Raw genomic sequence first — 24306 nt, forward strand, 5'->3', positions numbered from 1 at the left:
CAGTATAAAGTTCGATAACTTTTCTTTCGCTCAAAGCTGAGACAAGATCGCACGGGTCTATTCTAATAATACTCAATAATTATTCAAAAATGCGCCTAACAATTACAACGAAGTTGCTCATCACGCTATTGACCGTATTTGGCTTAGTCCTGGTCGCCTCAACAACCTATCAATATTTACAACAACGCGAGTTGATTAACTCAGTACTCAGTGAACAGTTACACGACAAAGCGAGTAACTATTTTGACAGTCTGAACATGATGATGCTAACAGGCACCATGGCTCAGAAAGAGACACTACGTCAAAAAGCACTCGCCCAGGACGGTATCGAACAAGTCAAAGTCTTACGCGCAGAAGCGGTCAGTAAGCTTTATGGCCCGGGACAAACCAACCAACAACCCGTCGACGAGATCGATCAACGTGCGTTAGCGGGTGAACTGGTGATTGAACCTATCGCTGCCGATTGGGGTAAAGGGATTGTTGTCGCCCTGCCAATGAAGTCGAGCGAAAACTATCGCGGTACAAACTGCGTCTCTTGTCACATGGCACCGGAAGGCGAAGTGCTAGGCGCTATTCGCCTTGAGTACAACCTCTCTCACGTTAACCAACTGATCAGTCAACGCGCATTTATTGCCTTGGCGATTATGTCGGCATTTGGTTTCGTCGGATTTCTAGTGACCATGTGGCTAATTCGAAAAATCATCGTACGTCCGATTCAACAGACGTCCGGGTTCATGCAGAAGCTGAGTAAAACCAAAGATTTGAGCCAGAGATTAACCACCAAGCAAACCGATGAAATCGGTCAGTTATCTGGCGCAATCAACTCCTTTATGGAAACGGTCAACCACAGTCTAGAGCAAGTGCAAAATACGTCGCATAAAGTGGCGCTCAGTGCCACCGAACTGACGCAAGTTGCTCAGGTCACTGACTCAGCGGCCGATAATCAGCAAAAAGAGACCTCTGAAGTGCAAACGCATATGGAAGAAATGCAGTCTCAACAAGTTCAGGTAGAACAAGCGACCGAAGATGCCTCAACCTTGATCAAACACACCACTACCATCGCCAATCAAAGTGCCCAACAAGCGCACAGTGCCAGCAACGATATCAAGTCCTTGGTCGACGATATTGAGCAAGTCAAAGAGAGTATTGTTGATCTCAACAATCAAACTTCAGAAGTATCGAGCATTCTCGAAGTGATCAAAGGCGTCGCTGAGCAAACAAACTTATTGGCACTGAACGCAGCAATCGAAGCAGCCCGAGCTGGCGAACAAGGTCGTGGCTTCGCCGTCGTCGCCGACGAAGTGCGTAATTTGGCCAGCCGTACGGCTGAAGCCACTGGTAGCATCGAAAGCATTATTTCTCAGTTCCAGCAAGACAGTCAATCATCGTTGAGCTCTGTTGATTCTGTATGTGGTACTGCGCATCAACGCTCTGCTGAAATCGAGCAACTTTCACAAGCCATGTCTGAAGTGGTCGATGAAATGAATCAGGCGCTCGCTCATGCCAACAGCATTGAACAACAAACGAACACAACCGCAGCGCTCAGTCAGCAAGTACAAGGCAAAGTTCAAGTCATCACGCAACACGCTAACCAGACGAGTGAATCTGCGGCGCAAACCCATAATATTAGTATGAATCTTGAGCAACAGTCGGAGCATTTAGAAGCACTACTCGACCAATTTACCCTCTCCAACAAGAAATAGCCGTTAATCGGCTATTTTTGTTCGTCGAATTGACAATAAAGGTTGAAGCCTAAGATTTGAAAGGTAATATGTCCCATTGAAGATATAGAATTCTATCCAACCCAATGTTTGCTCATTATTTATACCGTGAATAGTGCGACATTGGGTTGAATTTTTACCTCAATGGAGAATATTGAAAACATGACTTACGCGCCTGTATCAGACGTATTGAAAGGTCAGCTAGCAGTAGACAGTGAAGTCACTGTTCGTGGCTGGATCCGTTCACGTCGTGATTCCAAAGCTGGAATCTCTTTCCTTGCCATATATGACGGCTCTTGTTTCGACCCGATTCAGGCCGTGGTCCCTAATAATCTTAATAATTACGAAGACGAAGTGCTTAAGCTAACCACTGGCTGCTCTGTTGAAGTAACGGGTAAGATTGTTGAGTCTCCTGCGAAGGGCCAAGACTTCGAACTAGCGGCAACGGCTGTAAAAGTGGTTGGTTGGGTTGAAGACGCAGAAACATACCCAATGGCGAAAACTCGTCACTCAATCGAGTACTTACGTGAAGTGGCGCACCTACGTCCGCGCACCAACGTGATCGGCGCTGTCGCTCGTGTACGTAACTGCTTATCTCAGGCGATTCACCGCTTCTACCATGAGCAAGGTTACTTTTGGGTATCTGCACCACTAATTACCGCATCTGACGCAGAAGGCGCAGGCGAAATGTTCCGCGTGTCTACTTTAGACATGGAAAACCTACCTCGCACCGACAAAGGCGACGTGGATTACAACGAAGACTTCTTCGGTAAAGAAACCTTCCTAACCGTTTCTGGTCAACTAAACGCCGAAGCATACGCTTGTGCACTGAGCAAGGTGTACACGTTCGGTCCGACTTTCCGCGCTGAAAACTCAAACACCAGCCGCCACTTAGCAGAGTTCTGGATGGTTGAGCCTGAAGTCGCGTTTGCCGATCTAAACGACATCGCTAAGCTATCTGAAGATATGCTTAAGTATGTTTTCAAAGCGGTATTGGTTGAATGTCGTGACGACCTTGAGTTCTTTGCTCAGCGCATCGACAAACAAGCTATCACTCGCCTTGAGCAGTTCGTCTCTTCTGACTTTGCGCAAGTTGACTACACTGACGCAATTCAGATCCTTCTAGACTCAGGCAAAGAGTTCGAGTTCCCTGTAGAATGGGGGATCGATATGTCTTCTGAGCACGAGCGATTCCTTGCAGAAGAACACTTCAAAGCACCTGTTATTGTTAAGAACTACCCGAAAGACATCAAAGCATTCTACATGCGTTTGAATGACGACGGTAAGACAGTCGCCGCGATGGATGTTCTTGCACCTGGTATCGGTGAGATTATCGGTGGTTCTCAACGTGAGGAGCGCCTGGATGTTCTCGACGACCGTATGCGTGAAATCGGCATCGACCCAGAGCACATGGGCTGGTACCGCGACCTACGTAAATACGGCACAGTGCCACACGCAGGCTTTGGTCTAGGCTTTGAGCGTCTAGTCTCTTACGTAACAGGTATGGGCAACGTACGTGACGTGATCCCATTCCCTCGTACTCCGCGCTCTGCGAACTTCTAAACGCCGTTTCGCACTGAAAAAACCTCCAACTGTGGAGGTTTTTTTATGCCACTAAGCATTGGAAAACTCATTGTGAATCAGCTAGTTTTATTAGTGTGATAGTAAATGGAGTTAAGGCTATGAAGTTATTTAAGATTGAAGATCTCGCCTACAATGGTGTGGAAGAGGGCGTCCACAGCTGGGATCACCCTCAAGGAGAACAGCCCTACTACTGGCACCCAGATTGGCTGCACATCGCTGAAGACATTACCGGTATGCATGGCAGGCGCGCCCTGACAGTTCCAGACGGTGAGAAAGCCAATGAAGAGCACGCCAAGCAAGCGATCATCGACCAACTTAACGATAAAAAATAGCCATCGAGCCCCGAGTAAAATCGGGGCTTTATTGTTCGCCGTTGCTATCTTTCGCCGCGTAACGAATACCAAACAAGCATAAGCCGAACATCACAAAAGGTATCGCTGCCGCGGTATATTCGGTCCAAGCGAATTGTGTAAACGATTTGGCTAATATGAGATGCCCAAACACCAGCAGAGCAGCGCACACGATTGCAACAACCAGCAGTCGATATTCACGCTTTAAATTGGTTCGTTCCATTACAGATCCTCATTGATGACAATCCGTCTATTTGAACACAAAGCGACGAGGTTACAGCGATACAGTTAGCCAAATAAACCACTAAGCAGTGTAACGCTGTGCCAACTGACCTATTTTAGCCACCGCTTGCTCGATAGCGCTGTCGATAGCGAACGAAACGTTGATACGTAAACAATGATTAAACTGCGATGACGGGCCGAACAAACCACCATCAGCCACCGAGATACCCTCTTCAAGTAAAGAGAGGTATATCGAGTGACAATCGACATGTTTAGCGAACTCAACCCACACAAAGTAACCTCCCTCACTCACATGCACCTGGCTATGTTCAGGCAAATGTTCATCAAGTAACTCAAGCATTGCACAACGACGCAAGGCTAAGGTTTTACGCAATTTGCGTAAGTGATTATCAAAACTTTCGTGCTGCAGATAATGCGCCACTCCTTGCTGTATCGGCGCGCTGGCAGATAACGTCGAAAGCATTTGCTGTTTTTGTAATTGAGCACTCAGTCTTCGGTTAACTACCCAGCCAATGCGATAGCCAGGGCAAAGCGATTTGGACAAAGAACCACATAACAGCACTTTATCCTCTTGGTCGTAATATTTAAATGGACTCAGCACAGGGTCACTCACACCCAGCTCGGCGTAGACATCGTCTTCAATGATCGCCACATCATAGCGATGGGCTAAATTTACTACCGTCTGTTTGTCTTGTTGGCTCAAGCTCGCGCCAGTCGGGTTATGGTAGCGTGACATCAACCAACACGCTTTGATGTTATGATGCTTAAGTGCCTGCTCAAGCGCCGAGACACAGAGCCCAGTTTGAGGGTCAACCGGAACCGTAATAGCCTCTAAGCCGAAACGTTCAACCGCTTGTAGCGCGCCATAAAAAGTAGGCGATTCTAGCACGACTTTGTCACCTGGCTTACACAAGGTGGCTAAGCTGAGATTAAGCGCTTCCATAGCGCCAGAAGTGAGCACAATGTCATCATGGGACACATTAAGACCACTCATTATATAGCGCTGCGCAATACTGCGGCGCAGTGATTCATTGCCTGGTGGTAGGTTGTGTAATACATGTTGAGCCGGCAACTGACGCCCTGCACTGGCTAAATGACGATTGAGTACAGCTAAAGGAAACAGATCCGGCGCGGGAAACGCCGACCCGAAGGCGATCTCTGCGCTGGTACTGCGTTTAAGGAACTGATAAAGCCTATCATTGTATGCCAGAGTAGGCGTCGTTCTATGCGCCCCACTTTGGCGTCGCACTCTATCGGGAGTAACAAAATAGCCCGATTGAGGCTTGGCGATTAACCAGCCTTCACTTTCTAGTAATTGGTATGCTTGGAGCACCGTGGATGGGCTCACCAAATAACTTTTACTCGCAGCACGAATCGATAGAACTTTCTCTCCGGCTCGCCAAGTACTTTGTTCGATTTGATGCTTGATTTGATCTGCAAGTTGTTGATAGCGATTCATATTTCCCTCTGTTCTCAGCGCCAACCATATCACAGTCCGCCGCCGGAATAGAGATCCCTTCTCTCATTGAAGGGGAGAGAATTTAGCGAACACTGTTTGTTGAAGCGAATCACATTAAATACCTATCAGTTTGTTACATTTATCAGGCAACAGTGATCTCAATAACCTAACATAAGGAACAGATAATAATGAAAAAATACGATTCCTCGCATATCGAGTACAAAGGTGAAAGTAATGGTGTGCACAGTTGGATAGCGCCGAGTGGCCAACCCTACTACTGGCACCCTGATTGGTTACACATCGCCGAGGACGCAACCGGCTCACATCCTAAACAAGAACTCGATGTGTCAGAGGGAGAAACCGCGAACGAAAAGCATGCGGTGACCGCTATCTTATCTCACCTCAATAACTGGGCGGCAAAGAAACTCAGCCAAAACCCAGAGATTGAAACCAACGCCATCGAATCTCAAATCGATCTAAAGAAATAATGTTAAGCGCACACCTTACTCGGTGTGCGTTTCATTCCCTCGCCTCATATCCTCAATTAAGTCGTAAAACCGTATCCATTAATGTAAGAAATCGATATGATACTCGGTCTTGTATTGAGTAGACGGATAACACTCAACTTTGCTACTGCGCAGCTACACTGATGGTTAACAGAGCGCATTTTGGATATGGGCATCGCTATGAAACATTCACATTATAATGCACCCTTAACTCTTCAACTCTACGTTTTAGCCGGTGTGGTGTTTGGCATTTATGCGGGCCGAGTGTGCCCAATGTTGGAAACTTTGACCTTTACTGAGTTGTTCAGCCACATTACTGCCAAGTTTGGTGTGGTGTTTTTCACTCGCCACTTTTTGCTCAGTGACCACGCTCTTTTACGTCAACAAAGACAAGCACGCCTCGACGCCACCCTGATGTTTTTTGCCAGTATCGTTTTAGCAAGCTTCTATAACGTTCACTATGACTTTACCATTGATAGCAATCTCAAGGTTTTGTTTGGTATGACTTTATTTGGCTTTTTTACTGGATTGCTGCTCCAACTAGAGTCTAAGATTGCCTCTTTTGAGCAGCTCGATAGTCAGCAGCGTTACCAGTTTCAGCTCAGCGGCCAGCGTCGTTCTCTGGTCAAGCAGATGATCTCGCTCATCAGTCTGCTGTTGATTACGCTTACCGCGATGCTAACCATGGTGGCGATAAAAGATATCTTCTGGCTAGAGCATAACCCTCAACGGGTGCTTGATGGCACGGGTAAGATTAGCGTCATTAAGGAGTTCATTTATATCGCGCTAGTGTTGGGGGGATATGTGGTAGCCATTATGGTGCTGTGGAGCAAACTGATGCGCAAGGTGTTGCTGTCTCACGAATGTTCACTGATGGAAGTCACTCAGGGTAATGTGTCAAAGCGTCTTGCGGTATTTGAACACAACGAACTCGGTTCAATGGCGTCACTGACCAACCAAATGCTTGATAGCCTCGAATCGTCGCAAGATGAGGTTAAGACCACGCGCGACGTTGCCATCGTCAGCCTTTCGGCACTCGCTGAATCACGAGACAACGAAACCGGCGCGCACATTCTGCGCACTCAAGAATACGTGCGAGCACTCGCTCAGTATCTGGCGCAGTTTGAGCCCCACCGCGAACTGCTGACCGACACATATATTGAACTGCTGTATAAATCGGCGCCACTGCACGATGTCGGTAAAGTGGGTATTCCAGACAATATCTTGCTAAAGCCGGGGAAACTCACTGACGATGAGTTTGAGATAATGAAACGTCACCCTGAAATTGGTGCCAAAGCCTTATCGATGGCCGAGCAACAACTCGGTAGTAACTCTTTCTTGAAGTTGGCTAAAGAGATCTCGCTTACTCACCATGAAAAGTGGGACGGGTCCGGCTACCCAAATCAATTAAAAGAACAAGAAATCCCGCTTTCAGGGCGATTAATGGCATTAGCAGACGTTTATGACGCACTTATCTCCGAGCGCGTCTATAAAAAAGCCTTCAGCCACGACAAAGCCAAATCGATTATATTACAAGGAAAAGGGAATCATTTTGACCCTCAGGTCGTCGATGCCTTTTTAGCTATCGAGCAGCAGTTTGTCGCCATTGCTGACAAGTATCGCAGTATGGAAGCAAAAGAAAACGCACTGGAAGAAGGCGTGATACCTGCCTAACTCAAGAATAATAAAACGCCACGTGTATCAGTTAAGTCCCCCTAGCTCGTGTGGTTAGAGGGACTTTTTATATGGAAATCCCTATTACAAGACAAATTGTCAGTAAATACTGGTGTTTTAAAAATTTTCTTTGCTTTGGTTGTTGTTTCATTACCCTTAGAAAGGTATAAATAACGGAGTTACTAGTATCCTCCCTTCGATTAACATGGATGACGATTATGTTTGAAAAAGTAGTTGCTGCTCCGGCAGACCCTATCCTCGGCCTCACTGAAGAGTTTAAAAAAGATCCACGCACTGAAAAGATCAACCTAGGTGTTGGGATTTACAAAAACGAACAAGGTGAAACCCCCGTTCTCGCCACCGTTAAGAAAGCAGAAGCTGCGCTGGTTGAAACCGAAAAAACTAAGTCATACTTAACGATCGAAGGTACTGCTGAATACGGTCTTGCAGTACAAAAATTGCTGTTTGGTGCCGATTCAGACATCGTGACATCGCAACGAGCAAAAACTGCGCAAGCACCAGGCGGTACTGGTGCACTTCGTGTCGCGGGTGAGTTTATCAAACGCCAACTTGGCGACGTTAAAATCTGGATCAGTAACCCGACTTGGGCGAACCACAATGGTGTCTTCACGGCGGCAGGTATTGAAACAGCGCAATATAGCTACTACGACGCTGAAACCAAAGACAAAGACTTTGCTGCTATGGTGTCAGATTTAGACAAAGCAGCAGAAGGCGACATCGTACTACTACATGGCTGCTGCCATAACCCTACCGGCATTGATCCGACAGCCGAAGAGTGGGAAACACTCGCCAAGCTGGTCGCAGACAAAAAGCTACTCCCATTATTCGACTTCGCATACCAAGGTTTCGCAAAAGGCGTAGAAGAAGATGCGGCCGGACTGCGCATTTTTGCCAAGTACAACAAAGAGATTCTAGTCGCTAGCTCGTTCTCTAAAAACTTCGGTTTGTACAATGAACGTGTCGGTGCGTTTACGCTTGTTGCGGAATCTGAAGAAGTCGCGACGACGGCGTTCTCTCAAGTGAAAGCGATCATCCGCTCCATCTACTCTAACCCACCAGCTCACGGCAGTGCAGTCGTGACGCACATTCTCAACAATCCTGCTCTACGTGCCGAATGGGAGCAAGAAGTGAAAGAGATGCGCGATCGTATTCAAGACATGCGCGAACTGTTCGTTACAACGCTAAAAGAGCAAGGTGTAGACGCAGACTTTAGCTTTATTGAACGTCAAAACGGTATGTTCTCTTTCTCTGGACTAAATAAAGAACAAGTGAACCGTTTAAAAGATGAGTTTGCTATCTACATCGTTGGCTCAGGCCGAATCAGCGTAGCGGGGATGACTCGCTCAAATATGCTGCCGCTATGCAAAGGCATCGCTGCCGTGCTGTAATATAGAGCCGATACCGACAAAAAGAGCCAGCTTTTGCTGGCTCTTTTTAGTTTCGCTTATCAATTTTTACTCAAACCAATGCGATCAAAAACGAATCATCAGTTCATCTTGAGTCAAGGATGAGATATTGACCCCCGACTTACTACGCATTCGCTCAAGCTGCTCATTGTCTAACTCATAAGGCATTACTAACTTGAGCTCTTCGACGCCTTCAAAGCGAGCCAGTTCGAGTAAGGTAAGAATATTAGATTCGTCACTTCGATTTGCAGATAGGCTATTCATCGCCTGCTGCCACAAGCGGTCTTCAACCGTCGTCGACTCTTTGATGGTGTTCTTCCATGCCAAACTAAAAATTGGCGCAAAGGTGCTCATTGCTTCCAAGAAAGTCCATTTCTTACTGCATGAAGCGCCAAGAAAAGAGGTATAGTCGAAAACAACACTTGTCTTGCCTAGATGTTCCATATCATCCCCCGTCATAGCGGCAACACAGTGTACTCAATATCATAGATTCCGGTTCTTATGGCAATAGGATATAAAACATTAGTCTTTTATACCCATTTTTTGTTTGAAAAAGCTATATAAAAAGCAACCAAGTAACAAAATATGTACATCAGTGAGATATAAGTAACCGGTTGCTTAATATTTCATTTATCGAATAATATACTGACGCTAACGAACATCGACGATTTTGCTCGCCCTCTTGTACTGCACTCGCCAACCTTGCCATTTCGGTAGTTCCCAGCGCTTGGGGTACCCTTTGCGTAGCCCATCACGGTACACCACATAAACGCGCTTTTTGTCCAACTGATACTCAACGTCTAAGTTGAGATCGCCTAATGCCAATTCAAATGGGTACTGCTCGGCAAACTCTTGGTATTGCCAATCAGGAATGCCATCAAAGAGAAAGTCTTCGGCTTCGAACATCGCCAACTCATCAATCTCATTGACTCCTAGCATGGAAAGCTGCTCAGTGAACCAGCTTTCAAACGTCAACGTTGAACCATCAGATGGGGCGTCAGCCAAGCCAAGCCCTTGATAAATCTTCCAATGTTCGATTTCTTGGCTGCGGCGCTTGGCCAACCCCGGTAAAACCGCTTCAGCGATAACCGCTTGTAAGATCGGCTGAATCGCCAACTCCCCTTTCGCTGCTTCGTAACGTGTCGCCACTGTCCGACCTGCATACACAAGGTGACGTTCAACCAAAGTTTGCGCCTCTTGGACCATGACTTCACCTTGCTGCCACTCCCCTAGATTCATCTCTTCTAGCAATGCAAGGCGCAAGGGGATTGTCACCGTTGCTAAATTAATGGTTTGTTTGACGCCTCTGCCCGGAACACTATGCGTATCGAGCACCAACAAAGCTTCCTGGGCTGTTTTTATCCGGCTATCGCGCGTTAGGATCGCTTCCATCTCTCCATTTGCAAACGCCTCGCGACGTTTCTCGCGTCGCACAAAAACCAGTTCGGGGTGCAAAGAAGCGATCGCTTCTCCAAGTTGGGTGGGTTGATATCGCGACGCAACACTCAGCTCTGGCAGTTCAAATGCTTGTCTCATCTGCTCCGCCAACAAACGGGCCTCTCTCAGCACCTCTTGATCAACATTGACCCTAGAAAAGACTTTGCCGCGCACTAATCCAATCGCGAGTTGAGCATCGCAACCAAGCGGCTCTTCTTGATCTAACTGCATTTGCAGTTGCTCATCACCAGTGAGTCGATATAAGGTCGCTGGGGTTGCCAGTACAGAGGTCAGATCCAACATTGCCTCTTGTAATGGCCGAGTCGGCATTCTGGTCACCAAATCGGCATACAAGGCATCAATGGGAAGTGGATAGAGGCGTCGACCGTGGTCGGTCGCAAGCCCGTTACTTGAAATCGCATTCATAGTGAGCAATACCTGCTCTGCCTGGACTAATGATTTCTCCGGTAAAGCTTCGAGAAAGCTCAGTTGAGTCAGCGCCGTCCCACAACATGCCGCCGCCAACATAGCCTCTGTTAACGACTCGCGGTGCATCTCAGGGGGAGTCACATCAGTCAGAGCAGCAAACTCACCATATAAGCGGACACACTCACCTCTCATCACTCGTCCGGCACGTCCGGCTCGCTGTTTAGCGCTGGCTTTGGAAATGTGTTTTAGACTTAAGGTTGTACGGCCATTACGCTGCTCTGTGCGGCGCTCGAGACCTGAATCAATGACTGCGCTTATATTGGGTATAGTTAGCGATGTTTCCGCAACATTCGTCGCGAGAACCACCTTCTTATAGCTTTGCGGTTTAAGTGCTATCTCTCTTTGTTGGTCTGAGACTGAAGCGTGTAAAGGCACAGGTACGATATTATCCAAGCTCGAAAGCCGGCTAACACATTGATTAATCTCTTTACGTCCCGGTAGAAAGACCAAAATATCACCTGGGGTGTTTTCTAACCCGATGACCTCGCGCAATATTCTTTCATCGAGGTGACGGACATCAGGCAACTGCTTAGCATCTTGAGCGCGATGATATAGCGCCACGTCAAACTGGCGCCCGCTGGCACAGAGCCGTTTAGCGCCAAGATAACGCGCCAACCGTTCACCTTCCATTGTTGCCGAAGTGACGATGAGCCTTTGAGCTGCACGTTCATTAAGCAAAGCGACCAAAAGGTCGGTATCCCAACGTCGTTCATGAAACTCATCGACCACGATAAAATCAAAATCGGCCAATTGGTTGTCAGCATACCATCGCAACGCGACACCTGGGGTAACAAACACCACTTGTGTCTTTTCGTCATAGTGGCTTTCAAGCTTGATTGCGTAACCAACAAACTGCCCTACACGCTCTCCCGCTTGTTGCGCCAAAAACTGCGCCAGTGATGTACAAGCAATTCTTCTTGGTTCAATCACCAGCACCCGTCCTCTTTCTGCCGCCCAAAGCGGTAACCGAGTCGATTTCCCCGAGCCAGTTTCGGCTTCCACCACTAAATCATGTTGGGAAATTAACTGGTCAAATTGAGGTTTGAGCGTATCGATGGGAAGTGAAGACATAAGCTAAACAGGGTTGGTGTCAAAACCGTCAATTATATACTCTATGCTAAGCAAAATGGAGGAATATTCAGTTTACAATGCGACTACGAATCCCTATCATTTTTAGGTTCCTGTTCCCGATGGTCTGTTGACCTAAACCCTACTATAGGCATGAGATGAATAACGATAAACGCCCACTTTATATCCCCTATGCAGGCCCTGCCTTGCTCAGTACTCCTCTGCTCAACAAAGGCAGTGCTTTCTCTGCGCAAGAGCGTCGCTCTTTTAACCTAGAAGGCCTACTGCCCGAGAACACGGAAACCATTCAAGAGCAGGTAGAACGCGCTTATATGCAGTATCGCAATTTTGAAAGCGATATGGATAAGCACATCTATCTGCGCAACATCCAAGATACCAACGAAACCTTGTTTTACCGCCTAGTGCAAAATCACATCTCCGAGATGATGCCGATCATTTACACCCCGACAGTCGGCGCGGCGTGTGAGAACTTTTCCAACATCTATCGCCGTGGACGCGGCTTGTTTGTTTCTTATGCCAATCGCGACAGAATCGACGACATCTTAAATAACGCGTCAAATCATAATGTGAAAGTTATCGTAGTGACAGATGGCGAGCGTATTCTCGGCCTTGGTGACCAAGGGATCGGTGGTATGGGTATTCCGATTGGTAAGCTGGCCCTATACACCGCGTGTGGAGGAATTAGCCCAGCGTACACACTACCGATCGTTTTGGATGTAGGTACCAATAACCCACAACGCCTTGCCGATCCAATGTACATGGGCTGGCGTCACCCACGCATCACCGGCGCCGAGTACGATGCGTTTGTAGAAGAATTTATGCAAGCGGTGCAGCGCCGTTGGCCAGATGCGCTTATTCAGTTCGAAGATTTTGCCCAAAAGAATGCGATGCCGCTGCTTGAGCGCTACAAAGACCGCGTTTGTTGTTTTAACGATGATATTCAGGGCACCGCCGCAGTCACGGTCGGCTCACTGCTTGCCGCTTGTCAGGCGGCTGGAAGTCAGCTTTCTGAGCAGCGCGTGACTTTCCTAGGCGCTGGCTCTGCTGGTTGTGGCATCGCAGAAGCCATCATCGCACAAATGGTTTCTGAAGGAATCAGTGATGCACAAGCGCGTTCTCAGGTGTTTATGGTTGACCGTTGGGGCTTGCTGCAAGAGGGCATGCCAAACTTGCTCGATTTCCAACAACGTCTGGTGCAAAAGCACAAAGACACCTCTGATTGGCAAGCTGAAGGCAATGGTTTCTCATTGTTAGATGTGATGCGCAACGCTAAGCCAACAGTATTGGTTGGCGTTTCAGGAGCCCCGGGCTTATTCAGTGAAGAAGTGATCAAAGAGATGCACACTCATTGTGCGCGCCCGATTGTGTTCCCGCTGTCAAATCCAACCAGCCGCGTCGAGGCAACACCGAGCGATATTCTTCGTTGGACTAACGGAGAGGCACTGGTGGCGACGGGAAGCCCATTTGACCCTGTTATCCACGAAGGTAAAACCTACCCTATCGCCCAATGTAACAACAGCTATATTTTCCCAGGTATTGGTCTTGGGGTGTTGGCGGTACAAGCCAAGCGCGTCACTGACGAGATGCTCATGGAGTCGAGCCGCGCCCTCGCGACTTGTTCACCATTGGCGATCAACGGTCAAGGCCCACTGTTACCGCCTTTAGAGGCGATCCACTCGGTATCGAAGAAAATCGCTTTTGCAGTGGCCAAAAAGGCGATTGAACAAGGTGTGGCTCTTGAGATCCCTGATGAAGCACTCGAAGAAGCCATCGATGCTTCGTTTTGGCAACCTGTTTACCGCCGCTATAAGCGCACCGCATTCTAATCCATTAAAAAAACCCAGCAACGCTGGGTTTTTTGTTGTTCGTCAACTCTAGACATCCTGCCACTGCTTCGTGGTATCCTTGCACCGTTTTGAGATAACTGTTTAATCAATAATGGAATATTTAAATACGCTGGGTAATTACTTGTACCCTTACTTGAATGAAATCTCGACCGCACTGATCGCCTGCTTTCTGGTCATGGCAGGCAGTGAGATCAATGCCATGGTGCGCAGATGGCTGAGAAACTACAACTTTGTTCTAAGAACCTTAGCCTTCATCTTGATTAATGCGTTTGGTTACGGCTTGATCATTATTAAGGCAACGCCTCATCTCACTCAGACGCTACGTACGTTGGAAAGCGGCATCATGTTCTCTATCATTTTGTCTTGCTTTATCATTATTGGTCTTTGGGCACAGAGGAACCGTCAAATCTAGTGCGAAAACTATTCCATCGAGACACACAAACTCAGACCTGGCTAAAAAAGGGACTCCGTCGAGTCTTGTTCTGGCTACCTGCAACCCTAGTACTTATCGCTTTGGGGCTGTTTGCCATCGATCGCTGGGTGTCGGTGCAAGCACGCCAACAGCTTTTTTTGCAAGCCGATCAAGTCGAGCCGTTTAATGTCGCAGTTGTTTTAGGTACCAGCAAGTACCTCGGTAAGGTACTCAATGAGTACTATATTCATCGTATTGACGCTGCAATCGCACTCTACCAGCAGGGTAAAGTGAGTCACTTTCTGTTAAGCGGGGACAACGCTCATCGCTCATACAACGAACCCTGGACCATGAAACGCGACTTACTAGCCGCTGGCGTTCCAGAAGAGCGCATCTTTCTTGATTATGCAGGCTTTCGAACCCTAGACTCTGTGGTTCGAGCCAAAGAAATTTTTGATACCGATAACTTCTTGATCATCACCCAGAAATTTCACTGTGAACGTGCTCTGTTTATCGCTAACTCGCACCACATCAACGCCAAATGCTTCGCTGTCCCCGGGCCGTCTCGTCACTCTGGGTTAAAAGTGCGCGTACGTGAGGTATTTGCTCGCGCAAAAGCGGTGCTAGACCTCTATATAACCAATGCTAAACCTAAGTTCCTTGGACCAAAGGAGCCGATCGCCATCGAAGCACCGATGACCGATTCGCAGCAGCCGCCTATCGAGATCACTGAGGAAGTGCGCTAATCGCTACTTGATTGCGTCCACGGCGTTTTGCCAGGTAGAGCGCCTCGTCGGCTCTGGTGAGCATCTCATTAACTCGTTCATTGCCTTTTGCGGCGACACCAATACTGGTGGTGAGCGGGTCCCCATGCACCCAGATATGCGCTTCTATGCGATGACGAATCTTCTCTGCTAGTTGTGTCGCTCGTTGTAAATCGAACTCGGGGCAGAAAACCACAAACTCCTCGCCCCCCCAGCGAACCAAACGTTGTGATGAGTCTAACGCGCTAAGTACCACCATGGTGAACTCTCTCAGAATGTCGTCACCCATTTTATGGCCATAGGCATCATTGACTCGCTTAAAATGGTCAATATCGAGATAGAGAACCGCAAGAGATTGACCAGAAGACGAATCCTGATAGTGTTCATCAAGCCATTCACGAATCGAGTGACGATTCATCGCCCCCGTTAACGCGTCTCGATTAGCCAGCTCAGCAAAATGGATGTTCTGCTCTTGGAGCTCACGATTGAGTCGACGTAAGTGCAACTGACGAGACTGCGCCAAAGAGATCACTTGGTGGCTACGACGAATCTCTATCGAACTGTACACCAAAGCCAAAGATACCCAGAAGATCAGTAACCCAAGCAGGAGTGATTCACCTTCAATATAGTTGCCGACAAGCTCAATGTTGTGGACGGTCAACTGATAATGACCGACATTTTCTCCTGATCCTGTCGCTAGCTCCAGTTTGCTGACATTGGAAAATTCAGGCGCAGAGTGCTCAATAGCAATATCATTATCCGCCAGCCACCAAGTCAACACCTGTAAATTAGCCAGCGGGATATCAACCGCGCCTTGAGAAACACCCGGTGTGTACTCTAAGCCGTTGTATTTTAGTGTGTACTCATTATCTATGCTTGAGTAGGCAGGATTGAAGTTACGCAGATAAACGCGTAGATCTGGGACTTTCTGGCTGTCTAAACGTACAAAATCGAGATTGAGCCTAAGCGTGTGGAATTTCTCTAAATTGATGCCTTGAGATAAGCTGGCACCTAGCTGAATCGAAATACCGCAATATGGCCATGGATAGGCGTCCGTTTTTACCAACTGACACTCGAGCACCATGCCATCGTTGCGTTCGGCTAATGCCGCTGAACTAGCCCCGCCTTGACCTTGGTCATCAGTCGCAAGAAATGTAAACTGATCGGGCCCAATCCGATAGACACGACCATCGCCGCGCAGCCAATAAATCTGAACCACCACGACCGTCACTAGCACCAGTAAAAATATAATCTTATGAATGGTTTTCAATCGCTGCCTCAAATAATACCGTCGACTTAATAACGAGTTTGAATATAGCAGTGTCAATTTATATGACGTTAGTTCCATTTTAGCTCAATTAGCCATTGCTCATGACGCTATTTATTAGAGATGACTCATAAAGTTATACTTGGCAGGGCATCGACGTCTTGTCACGGGCCTCAGACACGCTTCTCTTTATCCTCGATTTGTTTTGTTTAGATGCAGGCAAACAAAGTTGTTACAATCGGTCACACAACGAAAGGGTAATCTACCGAACAACAAAAGAGCAAAGTCATGTCTGTAATCGCTAAAGGTACATTAAGTAAAATGCGTGCCGCCTTAGATGCTAAGGTCATCTATCAACTCCCAGTCGGAGAACACAGTGTCGACCTAACCCCATTTATCGGTCAGTCACTCACACTGACCCACACTGGCAATATTTTTTGTAGTGCCTGTGGGAAGAAGACTAAAAAGAGTTACTCGCAAGGGCACTGCTTTGTTTGTATGCGAAAACTGGCCAGTTGTGATATGTGCATCATGAAACCAGAGACGTGTCACTATGATCAAGGCACTTGCCGCGAGCCGCAGTGGGGCGAAGAGAATTGCATGGTCGATCACTATGTCTATTTATCTAACACATCCAGCTTAAAGGTCGGGATCACCCGCCATACCCAAATCCCAACTCGTTGGATTGATCAGGGCGCAACGCAAGGCTTGCCAATTTTTAAGGTCAAAACCCGTCATATTTCCGGATTGATTGAAGTCGAGCTTGCTAAGCATATTGCCGACAAAACCAACTGGCGCACGTTATTAAAAGGCGATGGTGAACCGATAGATTTACGTGCCCGCTTTGCTGAGTTACTCCCTCTGGTGAGTGAAAAAGTAGAGCAAATCAAGCAGCAGTTTGGGCCAGACGCTATCGAAGTGCTCGACGCTGACACGCTATCGATTCAATACCCGGTAGAACAGCACCCGACTAAAATCACCTCACATAACTTTGACAAAAACCCTCAAGTGACCGGTGTACTCCAAGGGATCAAAGGTCAATACATGATTTTTGATACTGGAGTGATCAACATTCGTAAGTTCACCTCCTACGAAGTGGAAGTCAGCGCGTAAATAAAAAGGACCTCAATTGAGGTCCTTTTTATAGTTAAGTGACTGACATCACTGCGCCAAAATGGCTTGCAGCTCGTCAAACAAAATATCGACTTCTTCTAAAGTGTTGTAGTGCATAAAGCCAACTCGCACTACCCCACCTGATTGCTCCAACTTGAGTTGACGTATCAGGCCCAATGCATAGAAATGCCCATTCCAGACGCAAATATTACGCTGTCCCAATCGACTCGCTATATCCTGTGGCGAATGGTGGTCAAACGTTAGTGCAAAGGTCGGCGTGCGTTGTTCTGCATCCGCAACCGCTTTACCAAACAAGCTCACGCCTTCTAACTGAGACAGTCGTGATAGGAAGCGTTCACTGATGGCCGACTCGTGTTGATTGTAGTAACGATAAGACTCTACCAAGCGCTCCCGTAACGAGGCTTGACTCGATCCCCACTGGGCCAAATATTTTACCGCAGCGACAACGCCTGCAAGGCCTTCAAAACTCTGCGTACCCGTTTCAAAACGTCCTGGTCCAGTGTCGGTTGCTGGCTCAACTTTGTAGGGCCGCAACGTCTGTAACCATTTTGGGGCAACATAGGCAATACCCACGTGCGGTCCAAAAAACTTATAGGCAGAGCAGGCTAAGAAGTCACAGCCCAGCTCTTGTACATCGACCAAGTGGTGAGGGGCATAATGCACCGCATCAACATACACCATAGCGCCAACTTGATGCGCAGCTTGAATAACGCGCTTAACGTCAACGACAGATCCTGTGGTGTTCGATGCATAAGTGAGCGCCACCAGCTTAGTGTTAGGGCTTAACAACGACAACAGGTGGTCGATGTCTAAACTGCAATCACGTTCGTCGACTCGCGCTTGGTGAACCACCGCGCCTCTATCTTGCGCGGCTTGCTGCCAACTCGACACATTCGAATAGTGATCAAGCGCGGTCACGATCACCTCATCGCCTGCTTGCCAATCGCGACTAATGGCTCGGCTCAATTGGAAAGTCAATGACGTCATGTTAGCGCCAAATACGATATTGTCGCTCGACTCGGCGTTTAACAGCGCAGCGCAATGCTCACGCGCCTGGCTCATTAACGTCGTGGTATGTTGGCTTGAAAAGTAGTGCCCACCTAGATTTGAGTTAAAGTACCCCAAGTAGCCTTGCATCGCATCTAATACAGATTGCGGGACTTGCGAGCCTCCAGGGCCATCAAGAAATACCACTGGCAAATCGTTGTGTGTTTGGCTAAGCGCACTGAACTGCGCTCTGGCTAAATTAGGAGTGAAGCTCATTCACGGCATCCTTAGCGGTCAGTACAAATACGTCCATGTGGCCTTGTTCACCCTCGATTACAGAGCGAATGGGCTGCGCGTTGTGCCACAGTTTGTTGTCGGCAAGCATCGCCACTTCACCACTTTGTAGCACTTTTCTAAAAAACGGTGCTTCATTGAAGCTGTTGTATAGCATGATGTCGCCACCTTCAATGTTGTGACGCCCCATACCCACTAAGGCGATGTGTTCAAAGCCATCTTGGTGAACCCCTTCTGGCGCCACTTGGGTTTCGTCATACACTGCCGCGATACGGATTTGATGAATTTCGATTTCGTGACCATCCTCAAGGTGATTAGAGGCGGCGAACAGCTGACACATTTCGCGCATACCTTCGCTGTTTAGTGTTGTTTGCTCAATAGGCTCAAACTGACGTACCACATTACCTTGAAAGCGATTAATATCATCGGTCTGCATAAACTCATTTTTGTTTAAATCAATAACGTCGCCATCCTTTAATGCGACCACCGAGTAACGACGCAAGCGATATTGACCATCGGCATGCTCTGTATGTGGCAGCTTGGTAAACGTCGGGGCAAGTTGAGCGATGGCATCGTCGCTGAGTTTGGTTAACTGCAGAGTGGTTTCACGTTGATGTAACATCATCTTCTCCTTAATGAGTGTACATACCTATAAATAAATTAACACTTTGTTCACATTCATTATCTGCGCACATATGTTGCTAGATCAACCTTTTTTAGCATCTAAATCTATCAAAAAACGTAAATCAACATTTAAAACCAGCATAGAGTAAAATATCAGTTTAACAAACCACTTCTCAGCTTTGACACACCAATAAATTAGACAACTTCACTATAGGGTGGGTATATCACGTTATTATTCATCGCGTTAACGACCAAATGCGACTCTCACAACCTCATTCATCTGTTCTAATCTATAACCAATTATTACAGCTTTCTCGATGGCTAACTCTTTCAAAGACCTTACATATTCCCTACAATCGAGACAAAACATTCAGTAAGCGTCATCGCTAATGGAGCACAAATGAGCGACGTAAAACATAGCAACCTTCTAATTCTTGGCTCGGGTCCTGCTGGCTATACCGCTGCAGTCTACGCCGCACGCGCCAACTTGAAACCGGTTCTCATCACTGGGATGCAGCAAGGTGGTCAATTGACCACAACCACCGAGGTGGAAAACTGGCCAGGTGATCCTGAAGGATTAACAGGCCCTGCACTAATGGACCGTATGAAGGAACATGCTGAACGTTTTGAAACTGAGATTTTATTCGACCATATCAATCAGGTTGACTTCAGCCAACGACCATTCCGTTTGACTGGCGATAGTGCTGAGTACACCTGTGATGCACTGATTATTTCGACTGGTGCATCGGCTAAGTATCTTGGGTTAGAGTCTGAAGAAGCATTCAAAGGTCGCGGCGTTTCAGCGTGTGCGACCTGTGATGGTTTTTTCTACCGCAATCAAAAAGTCGCCGTTGTTGGTGGCGGCAATACCGCCGTTGAAGAAGCGCTGTATTTATCCAATATCGCCTCAGAGGTTCACCTTATCCACCGCCGCGATAGCTTCCGCGCCGAGAAGATTTTGGTTAAACGTCTAATGGACAAAGTGGAAAGCGGCAATATCGTTTTGCACACCGACCGGACACTCGAAGAAGTGGTTGGCGACGATATGGGGGTAACTGGCGTACGTATTAAAGACACCAAATCAGAGTCGATTGAACAAGTCGATGTTATGGGTGCCTTTATCGCCATCGGTCACCAACCTAATACCTCAATGTTTGAAGGCCAACTAGAGATGAAAGATGGCTACATCATTGTTCAATCAGGCTTAGAAGGCAACGCGACTCAAACCAGTGTGCCAGGTGTTTTCGCAGCAGGCGATGTGATGGACCACAACTACCGCCAAGCGATTACCTCTGCGGGCACTGGCTGTATGGCGGCGCTGGATGCAGAGCGTTATCTAGACGCCCTAGCAGACGCTAAATAATATTTTCCACTTTTAGCTCAAATCCTTACAGCCCTACGGTATTCCCGTGGGGCTTTCTTTTGTATAATGCCCGACTCAAATTCGTAATAATAATTCTCATTAAGCCTTCACGATGGACAAAAAGAAACAACGCAGCTTGAACGTATGGCTCAAGCAGCAAAGTAAGCTCGCCAAGCGCTGGCTTATGGTCGCAGTGAGCCTCGGTGTACTCTCTAGCCTCTTTCTTCTGGCGCAAGCCGCTTTGCTCGCCACTATCTTGCACCAGTTGATCATTGAACATGTCGACAAATCGCAACTGACCATGCACTTTATCGGCTTAGCCGTCGTGATCGCGCTGCGTGCTTTATGCTCTTGGGGACGTGAGATAGCCGGCTATCGCTGTGGTGAACAAATTCGAGTTTATGTTCGTCAGTTGATATTAGATAAGTTGCGAGAGCTAGGCCCCGCTTTTATCAAAGGCAAACCTGCCGGTGCTTGGGCAGCATTACTGCTTGAGCAAGTTGAAGACATGCAGGACTTTTTTGCCCGCTATCTGCCACAAATGTCGTTATCAGTGCTGATCCCTTTCGTGATCCTCATTGTCGTGTTCCCGATAAACTGGGCTGCAGGACTTATCTTCTTACTCACGGCGCCATTAGTCCCACTATTTATGGCCTTAGTGGGTATGAAAGCCGCAGACGCGAATCGCAAAAACTTCAAAGCACTGCAACGATTATCTGGCCATTTTTATGACCGACTACAATCCATGACCACCATTCGACTGTTCGACCGTACTCAGGCCGAAACCGAGGTGATGCGCGGGGCGTCAGAAGTGTTTCGTACCCGTACGATGGATGTGCTCAAAATAGCGTTCCTCTCTTCTGCCGTTCTTGAGTTCTTTACTTCAATATCCATTGCGCTTACCGCTGTCTATTTTGGCTTTGCCTTTATCGGCGAACTGAACTTTGGTGACTATGGTGTGGGCGTTACACTATTTTCTGGTTTGTTTATCTTGGTGTTGGCTCCTGAGTTTTATCAACCGCTTCGAGACCTTGGTACCTTTTACCACGCCAAACAGCAAGCTGTCGGCGCGGCTGAGAGTATCGTTGATTTCCTTGAGACTGACGTCGCCACGGTTCGCAGCGGTCAAACGCCATTGCCTTGTGAGTCATCGGTGCGAATCGAAGCCCAAGATCTCGTCGTTTTATCACCTGAGGGCACATCCTTGGTGGGTCCGATTAGTTTTACTCTTCACCCCAGTGAAACAACTGCTTTAGTTGGGCCTAGCGGCGCTGGGAAAACCAGCCTTATCAATGCATTACTGGGATTTCTTCCCTACCAAGGATCGCTCACGATCAATGGAGTTGAAAGGCGCGAACTCGACCTCAACCATTGGCGTAGCCATATCAGTTGGGTGGGACAAAACCCTCTACTGCTGCACGGCACTATCCGAGACAATGTCGCGCTTGGCAAACCAGGCGTAGAGGATGAGCGGATTCACCAAGTGCTGGAAGAATCATTTGCTGCTGAGTTTGTCAATCAGCACGGCCTAGACTACGCGATCAGCGACCGCTCTGGAGGCCTTTCAGTTGGACAAGCACAGCGTCTCGCCCTCGCGCGAGCGATGATTCAAGAAGGTCAGTTCTGGCTTCTCGATGAGCCGACGGCCAGTTTAGATGCCCGTAGTGAACAACTGGTAATGCAAGGATTAAACAAACAGATAGCGAATAAAACCGCACTGATGGTAACCCATCAGCTTTCACCGCTTAAAACGGTCAATCAAATTCTTGTTATGCAAGCGGGACAGCTGGTCCAGCAAGGCTCATTTGAGTCACTGGCCCAACAGCAGGGACTGTTTCAACATATGCTGGCGTCAAACCAGGCCATCAACCAAGAGAACAAGGGGAATCTTGATGCGTGACCTACTTCCCTACTTAAAACTGTACAAAAAGCATTGGTTTGGCCTATCGCTCGGTATGCTACTTGCGTTTCTCACTGTTGCGGCATCGATAGGCCTCCTCACCCTGTCTGGGTGGTTTTTATCCGCCGCCGCAGTGGCGGGTTTATCCATCGCTCGTGAAACTTTTAACTATATGTTGCCCGGTGCGTTTGTGCGAGGTTTTGCCATGAGCCGCACCGCGGGTCGTTGGGGTGAACGCGTCGTCAGCCACAACGCAACCTTTAAGCTTCTCACCGACTTGCGTACCTTCTTTTTTGCAAAGCTTGCCCCCTTGATCCCTGGACGAGTGTCTAACCTGCGCGATGCCGACCTACTCAACCGTTTGGTGGCGGATATCGATGCGATGGACCATGTGTACTTACGCTTAGTGAGTCCAATGGTTGTCGGGACGCTCGGCATCATAGGGTTAACGGCATTAGTATGTTGGTTTGATGTTCAACTAGGTCTGATACTAGGCGCCGTGTTATTGGCCCTACTTATTACATGGCCGATGGTGTTTTACAAGCTGGGTAGAAACAACGGGCAAGATCTCACTCACAACAAGGCGCAGCTTCGCATTGCGACGTTGGATTGGTTGCAAGGTTACAGTGAACTGACTCTATTTGGCGCGGAGAAACGCTATCGTGACGTAATCTTGGATGCTCAACATCAACTGCTCAAAAACCAATTTTTTAATGCTCACTTCTCTGGCTTAGCGCAAGCGCTATTGCTGCTGGCGAATGGGTGGACCTTAGTCTTAATGTTATGGATTGCCGCAGACGGCGTTGGAGGTAACGCGCCCGATCCTATGATCGCACTGGTGGCATTTGCGACTATGGCGAGCGTAGAGTTACTCATGCCTATCGCAGGCGCATTCCAACATCTAGGTCAAACGCTGACCTCTGCGCGCCGACTCAACGAGATCATTCTTTCTGAGCCCGACGTGATTTTCCCGCAACACAAGCTGGTACACGATAACCACTACGCGATTGACTATCAGTCCGTCTCATTTCGCTATCCAGGAAGTGCGACTGCTGCTGTCAATAATGTCGATTTGCATATTCCCGCCCAGCACCGCATCGCCATCGTTGGTCAGACAGGCTCGGGTAAGTCCACCTTAATCCAGCTACTCAACCGTTACTGGGATGTCGAACAAGGCCAAATTCAGATAGCGGGCAAGCCTTTGCAGCAATGGAGCGAATCGCAGCTTCGCCGCGCGATCAGTGTGGTCAGCCAACGTGTCGATATTCTTAATGGTACTCTGCGCGATAATTTACTTATGGCGCAACCACAAGCAACCGACCAGACACTGGTAGAGATGTTGGACAAAGTAGGCTTGGCTAAACTTGCTGAAGACAATGGGCTTGATGCTTGGCTTGGCGATGGGGGGCGACAACTCTCTGGTGGTGAGAAGCGACGCATCGGTATTGCCCGTGCTCTGCTGCATAACGCCCCAATTCTGCTGCTAGACGAACCAACCGAAGGGCTAGATAAACAGACGGAACAGCAAGTAATTGCGCTGTTTGACCAGCACTTTACTGGTAAAACGGTCATTTTTATTACTCACCGCCTAGTGAACCTCGATAAGATGGACACCATTTGTCTTATCGAGCAAGGTCAAGTGGTCGAACACGGCAGTCATCAAACGCTGCTTGATAAGCAAGGGCGCTACTTCCAACTAACGCAGACCCTTTAACCCAAAGACGTCGGCAACCCA

At 48.0% G+C, this 24306-nt stretch carries 20 protein-coding genes; 13 read left to right on the forward strand and 7 right to left on the reverse strand.

From position 1 onward, the window contains the following. Window positions 1-89: 89 nt before the first annotated feature. The 3 genes from FCU94_RS07950 (at window position 90) to FCU94_RS07960 (ending at window position 3637) form a co-directional block, all read left to right on the forward strand. Window positions 90-1703 (forward strand): methyl-accepting chemotaxis protein, encoded by a 1614-nt coding sequence (locus FCU94_RS07950; RefSeq protein WP_176288000.1) that lies wholly within the window; start codon window positions 90-92, stop codon window positions 1701-1703. 180 nt (window positions 1704-1883) lie between these two features. Next, window positions 1884-3284, forward strand: a complete 1401-nt coding sequence (gene asnS, locus FCU94_RS07955; RefSeq protein WP_176288001.1) for an asparagine--tRNA ligase — start codon at window positions 1884-1886, stop codon at window positions 3282-3284. 119 nt (window positions 3285-3403) lie between these two features. Next, window positions 3404-3637 (forward strand): hypothetical protein, encoded by a 234-nt coding sequence (locus tag FCU94_RS07960; RefSeq protein ID WP_176288002.1) that lies wholly within the window; start codon window positions 3404-3406, stop codon window positions 3635-3637. Between the two features lie 28 nt (window positions 3638-3665). On the opposite strand, the gene FCU94_RS07965 is transcribed toward FCU94_RS07960, so the two are convergent. Further along, window positions 3666-3878: a hypothetical protein gene (locus FCU94_RS07965; RefSeq protein WP_176288003.1), complete on the reverse strand. Its 213-nt coding sequence runs from the start codon at window positions 3876-3878 to the stop codon at window positions 3666-3668. Window positions 3879-3959: 81 nt separating this feature from the next. After that, window positions 3960-5357 (reverse strand): aminotransferase-like domain-containing protein, encoded by a 1398-nt coding sequence (locus tag FCU94_RS07970; RefSeq protein ID WP_176288004.1) that lies wholly within the window; start codon window positions 5355-5357, stop codon window positions 3960-3962. A 188-nt stretch (window positions 5358-5545) separates the two neighbouring features. Between FCU94_RS07970 and FCU94_RS07975 the strand changes: the two genes are divergently transcribed. From FCU94_RS07975 to FCU94_RS07985, 3 genes are all read left to right on the forward strand, one after another. Further along, the gene (locus FCU94_RS07975; RefSeq protein WP_176288005.1) at window positions 5546-5845 is read left to right on the forward strand and encodes a hypothetical protein; all 300 of its coding nucleotides are present in this window, start codon (window positions 5546-5548) and stop codon (window positions 5843-5845) included. 198 nt (window positions 5846-6043) lie between these two features. Beyond that, window positions 6044-7537 carry an HD-GYP domain-containing protein gene (locus tag FCU94_RS07980; protein WP_176288006.1) on the forward strand — a complete coding sequence of 498 codons (1494 nt, stop codon included), beginning with the start codon at window positions 6044-6046 and terminating at the stop codon, window positions 7535-7537. Between the two features lie 218 nt (window positions 7538-7755). Further along, on the forward strand, window positions 7756-8946 hold the full coding sequence (locus tag FCU94_RS07985; RefSeq protein ID WP_176288007.1) for an amino acid aminotransferase: 1191 nt from the start codon (window positions 7756-7758) through the stop codon (window positions 8944-8946). An 84-nt stretch (window positions 8947-9030) separates the two neighbouring features. Here the strand turns inward: FCU94_RS07985 and FCU94_RS07990 are convergent, their stop codons facing one another. Further along, complete coding sequence (locus FCU94_RS07990) at window positions 9031-9408, reverse strand: transporter (RefSeq protein ID WP_176288008.1); 378 nt, start codon at window positions 9406-9408, stop codon at window positions 9031-9033. A gap of 207 nt (window positions 9409-9615) precedes the next feature. Then, window positions 9616-11961 carry a helicase-related protein gene (locus FCU94_RS07995; protein WP_176288009.1) on the reverse strand — a complete coding sequence of 782 codons (2346 nt, stop codon included), beginning with the start codon at window positions 11959-11961 and terminating at the stop codon, window positions 9616-9618. A 155-nt stretch (window positions 11962-12116) separates the two neighbouring features. Here FCU94_RS07995 and FCU94_RS08000 point away from each other — a divergent pair, with 155 nt between their 5' ends. The 3 genes from FCU94_RS08000 to FCU94_RS08010 all read left to right on the forward strand — a co-directional run bounded on the left by FCU94_RS08000 (window position 12117) and on the right by FCU94_RS08010 (window position 14984). Continuing rightward, window positions 12117-13805 carry an NAD-dependent malic enzyme gene (locus FCU94_RS08000; protein ID WP_176288010.1) on the forward strand — a complete coding sequence of 563 codons (1689 nt, stop codon included), beginning with the start codon at window positions 12117-12119 and terminating at the stop codon, window positions 13803-13805. Between the two features lie 112 nt (window positions 13806-13917). Beyond that, window positions 13918-14238, forward strand: a complete 321-nt coding sequence (locus tag FCU94_RS08005; RefSeq protein WP_176288011.1) for a DUF3392 domain-containing protein — start codon at window positions 13918-13920, stop codon at window positions 14236-14238. Next, window positions 14211-14984, forward strand: a complete 774-nt coding sequence (locus tag FCU94_RS08010) for an ElyC/SanA/YdcF family protein (protein ID WP_217906389.1) — start codon at window positions 14211-14213, stop codon at window positions 14982-14984. The genes FCU94_RS08005 and FCU94_RS08010 overlap by 28 nt, the downstream gene beginning before the upstream one ends. On the opposite strand, the gene FCU94_RS08015 is transcribed toward FCU94_RS08010, so the two are convergent. Further along, window positions 14965-16272: a GGDEF domain-containing protein gene (locus tag FCU94_RS08015; RefSeq protein ID WP_176288013.1), complete on the reverse strand. Its 1308-nt coding sequence runs from the start codon at window positions 16270-16272 to the stop codon at window positions 14965-14967. The two genes, FCU94_RS08010 and FCU94_RS08015, sit on opposite strands and share 20 nt — an antisense overlap. Before the next feature lie 285 nt (window positions 16273-16557). Here FCU94_RS08015 and FCU94_RS08020 point away from each other — a divergent pair, with 285 nt between their 5' ends. Then, entirely contained in the window at window positions 16558-17382 is an 825-nt protein-coding gene (locus FCU94_RS08020; RefSeq protein ID WP_176288014.1) for a DUF2797 domain-containing protein, read from the forward strand. A 48-nt stretch (window positions 17383-17430) separates the two neighbouring features. On the opposite strand, the gene FCU94_RS08025 is transcribed toward FCU94_RS08020, so the two are convergent. Both FCU94_RS08025 and FCU94_RS08030 read right to left on the reverse strand, forming a co-directional pair. Beyond that, window positions 17431-18666, reverse strand: a complete 1236-nt coding sequence (locus FCU94_RS08025) for a cysteine desulfurase-like protein (protein WP_176288015.1) — start codon at window positions 18664-18666, stop codon at window positions 17431-17433. Further along, on the reverse strand, window positions 18650-19306 hold the full coding sequence (locus FCU94_RS08030) for a 2OG-Fe dioxygenase family protein (protein ID WP_176288016.1): 657 nt from the start codon (window positions 19304-19306) through the stop codon (window positions 18650-18652). The genes FCU94_RS08025 and FCU94_RS08030 overlap by 17 nt, the downstream gene beginning before the upstream one ends. A gap of 402 nt (window positions 19307-19708) precedes the next feature. On the opposite strand from FCU94_RS08030, the gene trxB reads away from it, so the two are divergent. The 3 genes from trxB (at window position 19709) to cydC (ending at window position 24285) form a co-directional block, all read left to right on the forward strand. Then, entirely contained in the window at window positions 19709-20671 is a 963-nt protein-coding gene (trxB, locus tag FCU94_RS08035; RefSeq protein WP_176288017.1) for a thioredoxin-disulfide reductase, read from the forward strand. A gap of 112 nt (window positions 20672-20783) precedes the next feature. Then, a complete protein-coding gene (gene cydD / locus FCU94_RS08040; RefSeq protein ID WP_176288018.1) occupies window positions 20784-22571 on the forward strand; it encodes a heme ABC transporter permease/ATP-binding protein CydD in 1788 nt (595 codons plus the stop codon). After that, window positions 22564-24285 (forward strand): heme ABC transporter ATP-binding protein/permease CydC, encoded by a 1722-nt coding sequence (cydC, locus tag FCU94_RS08045; protein ID WP_176288019.1) that lies wholly within the window; start codon window positions 22564-22566, stop codon window positions 24283-24285. Before cydD ends, cydC begins: the two co-directional genes overlap by 8 nt. Window positions 24286-24306 lie beyond the last annotated feature (21 nt).

It is taken from the genome of Vibrio sp. JPW-9-11-11 (assembly GCF_013369335.1).
Taxonomy (GTDB): domain Bacteria; phylum Pseudomonadota; class Gammaproteobacteria; order Enterobacterales; family Vibrionaceae; genus Vibrio.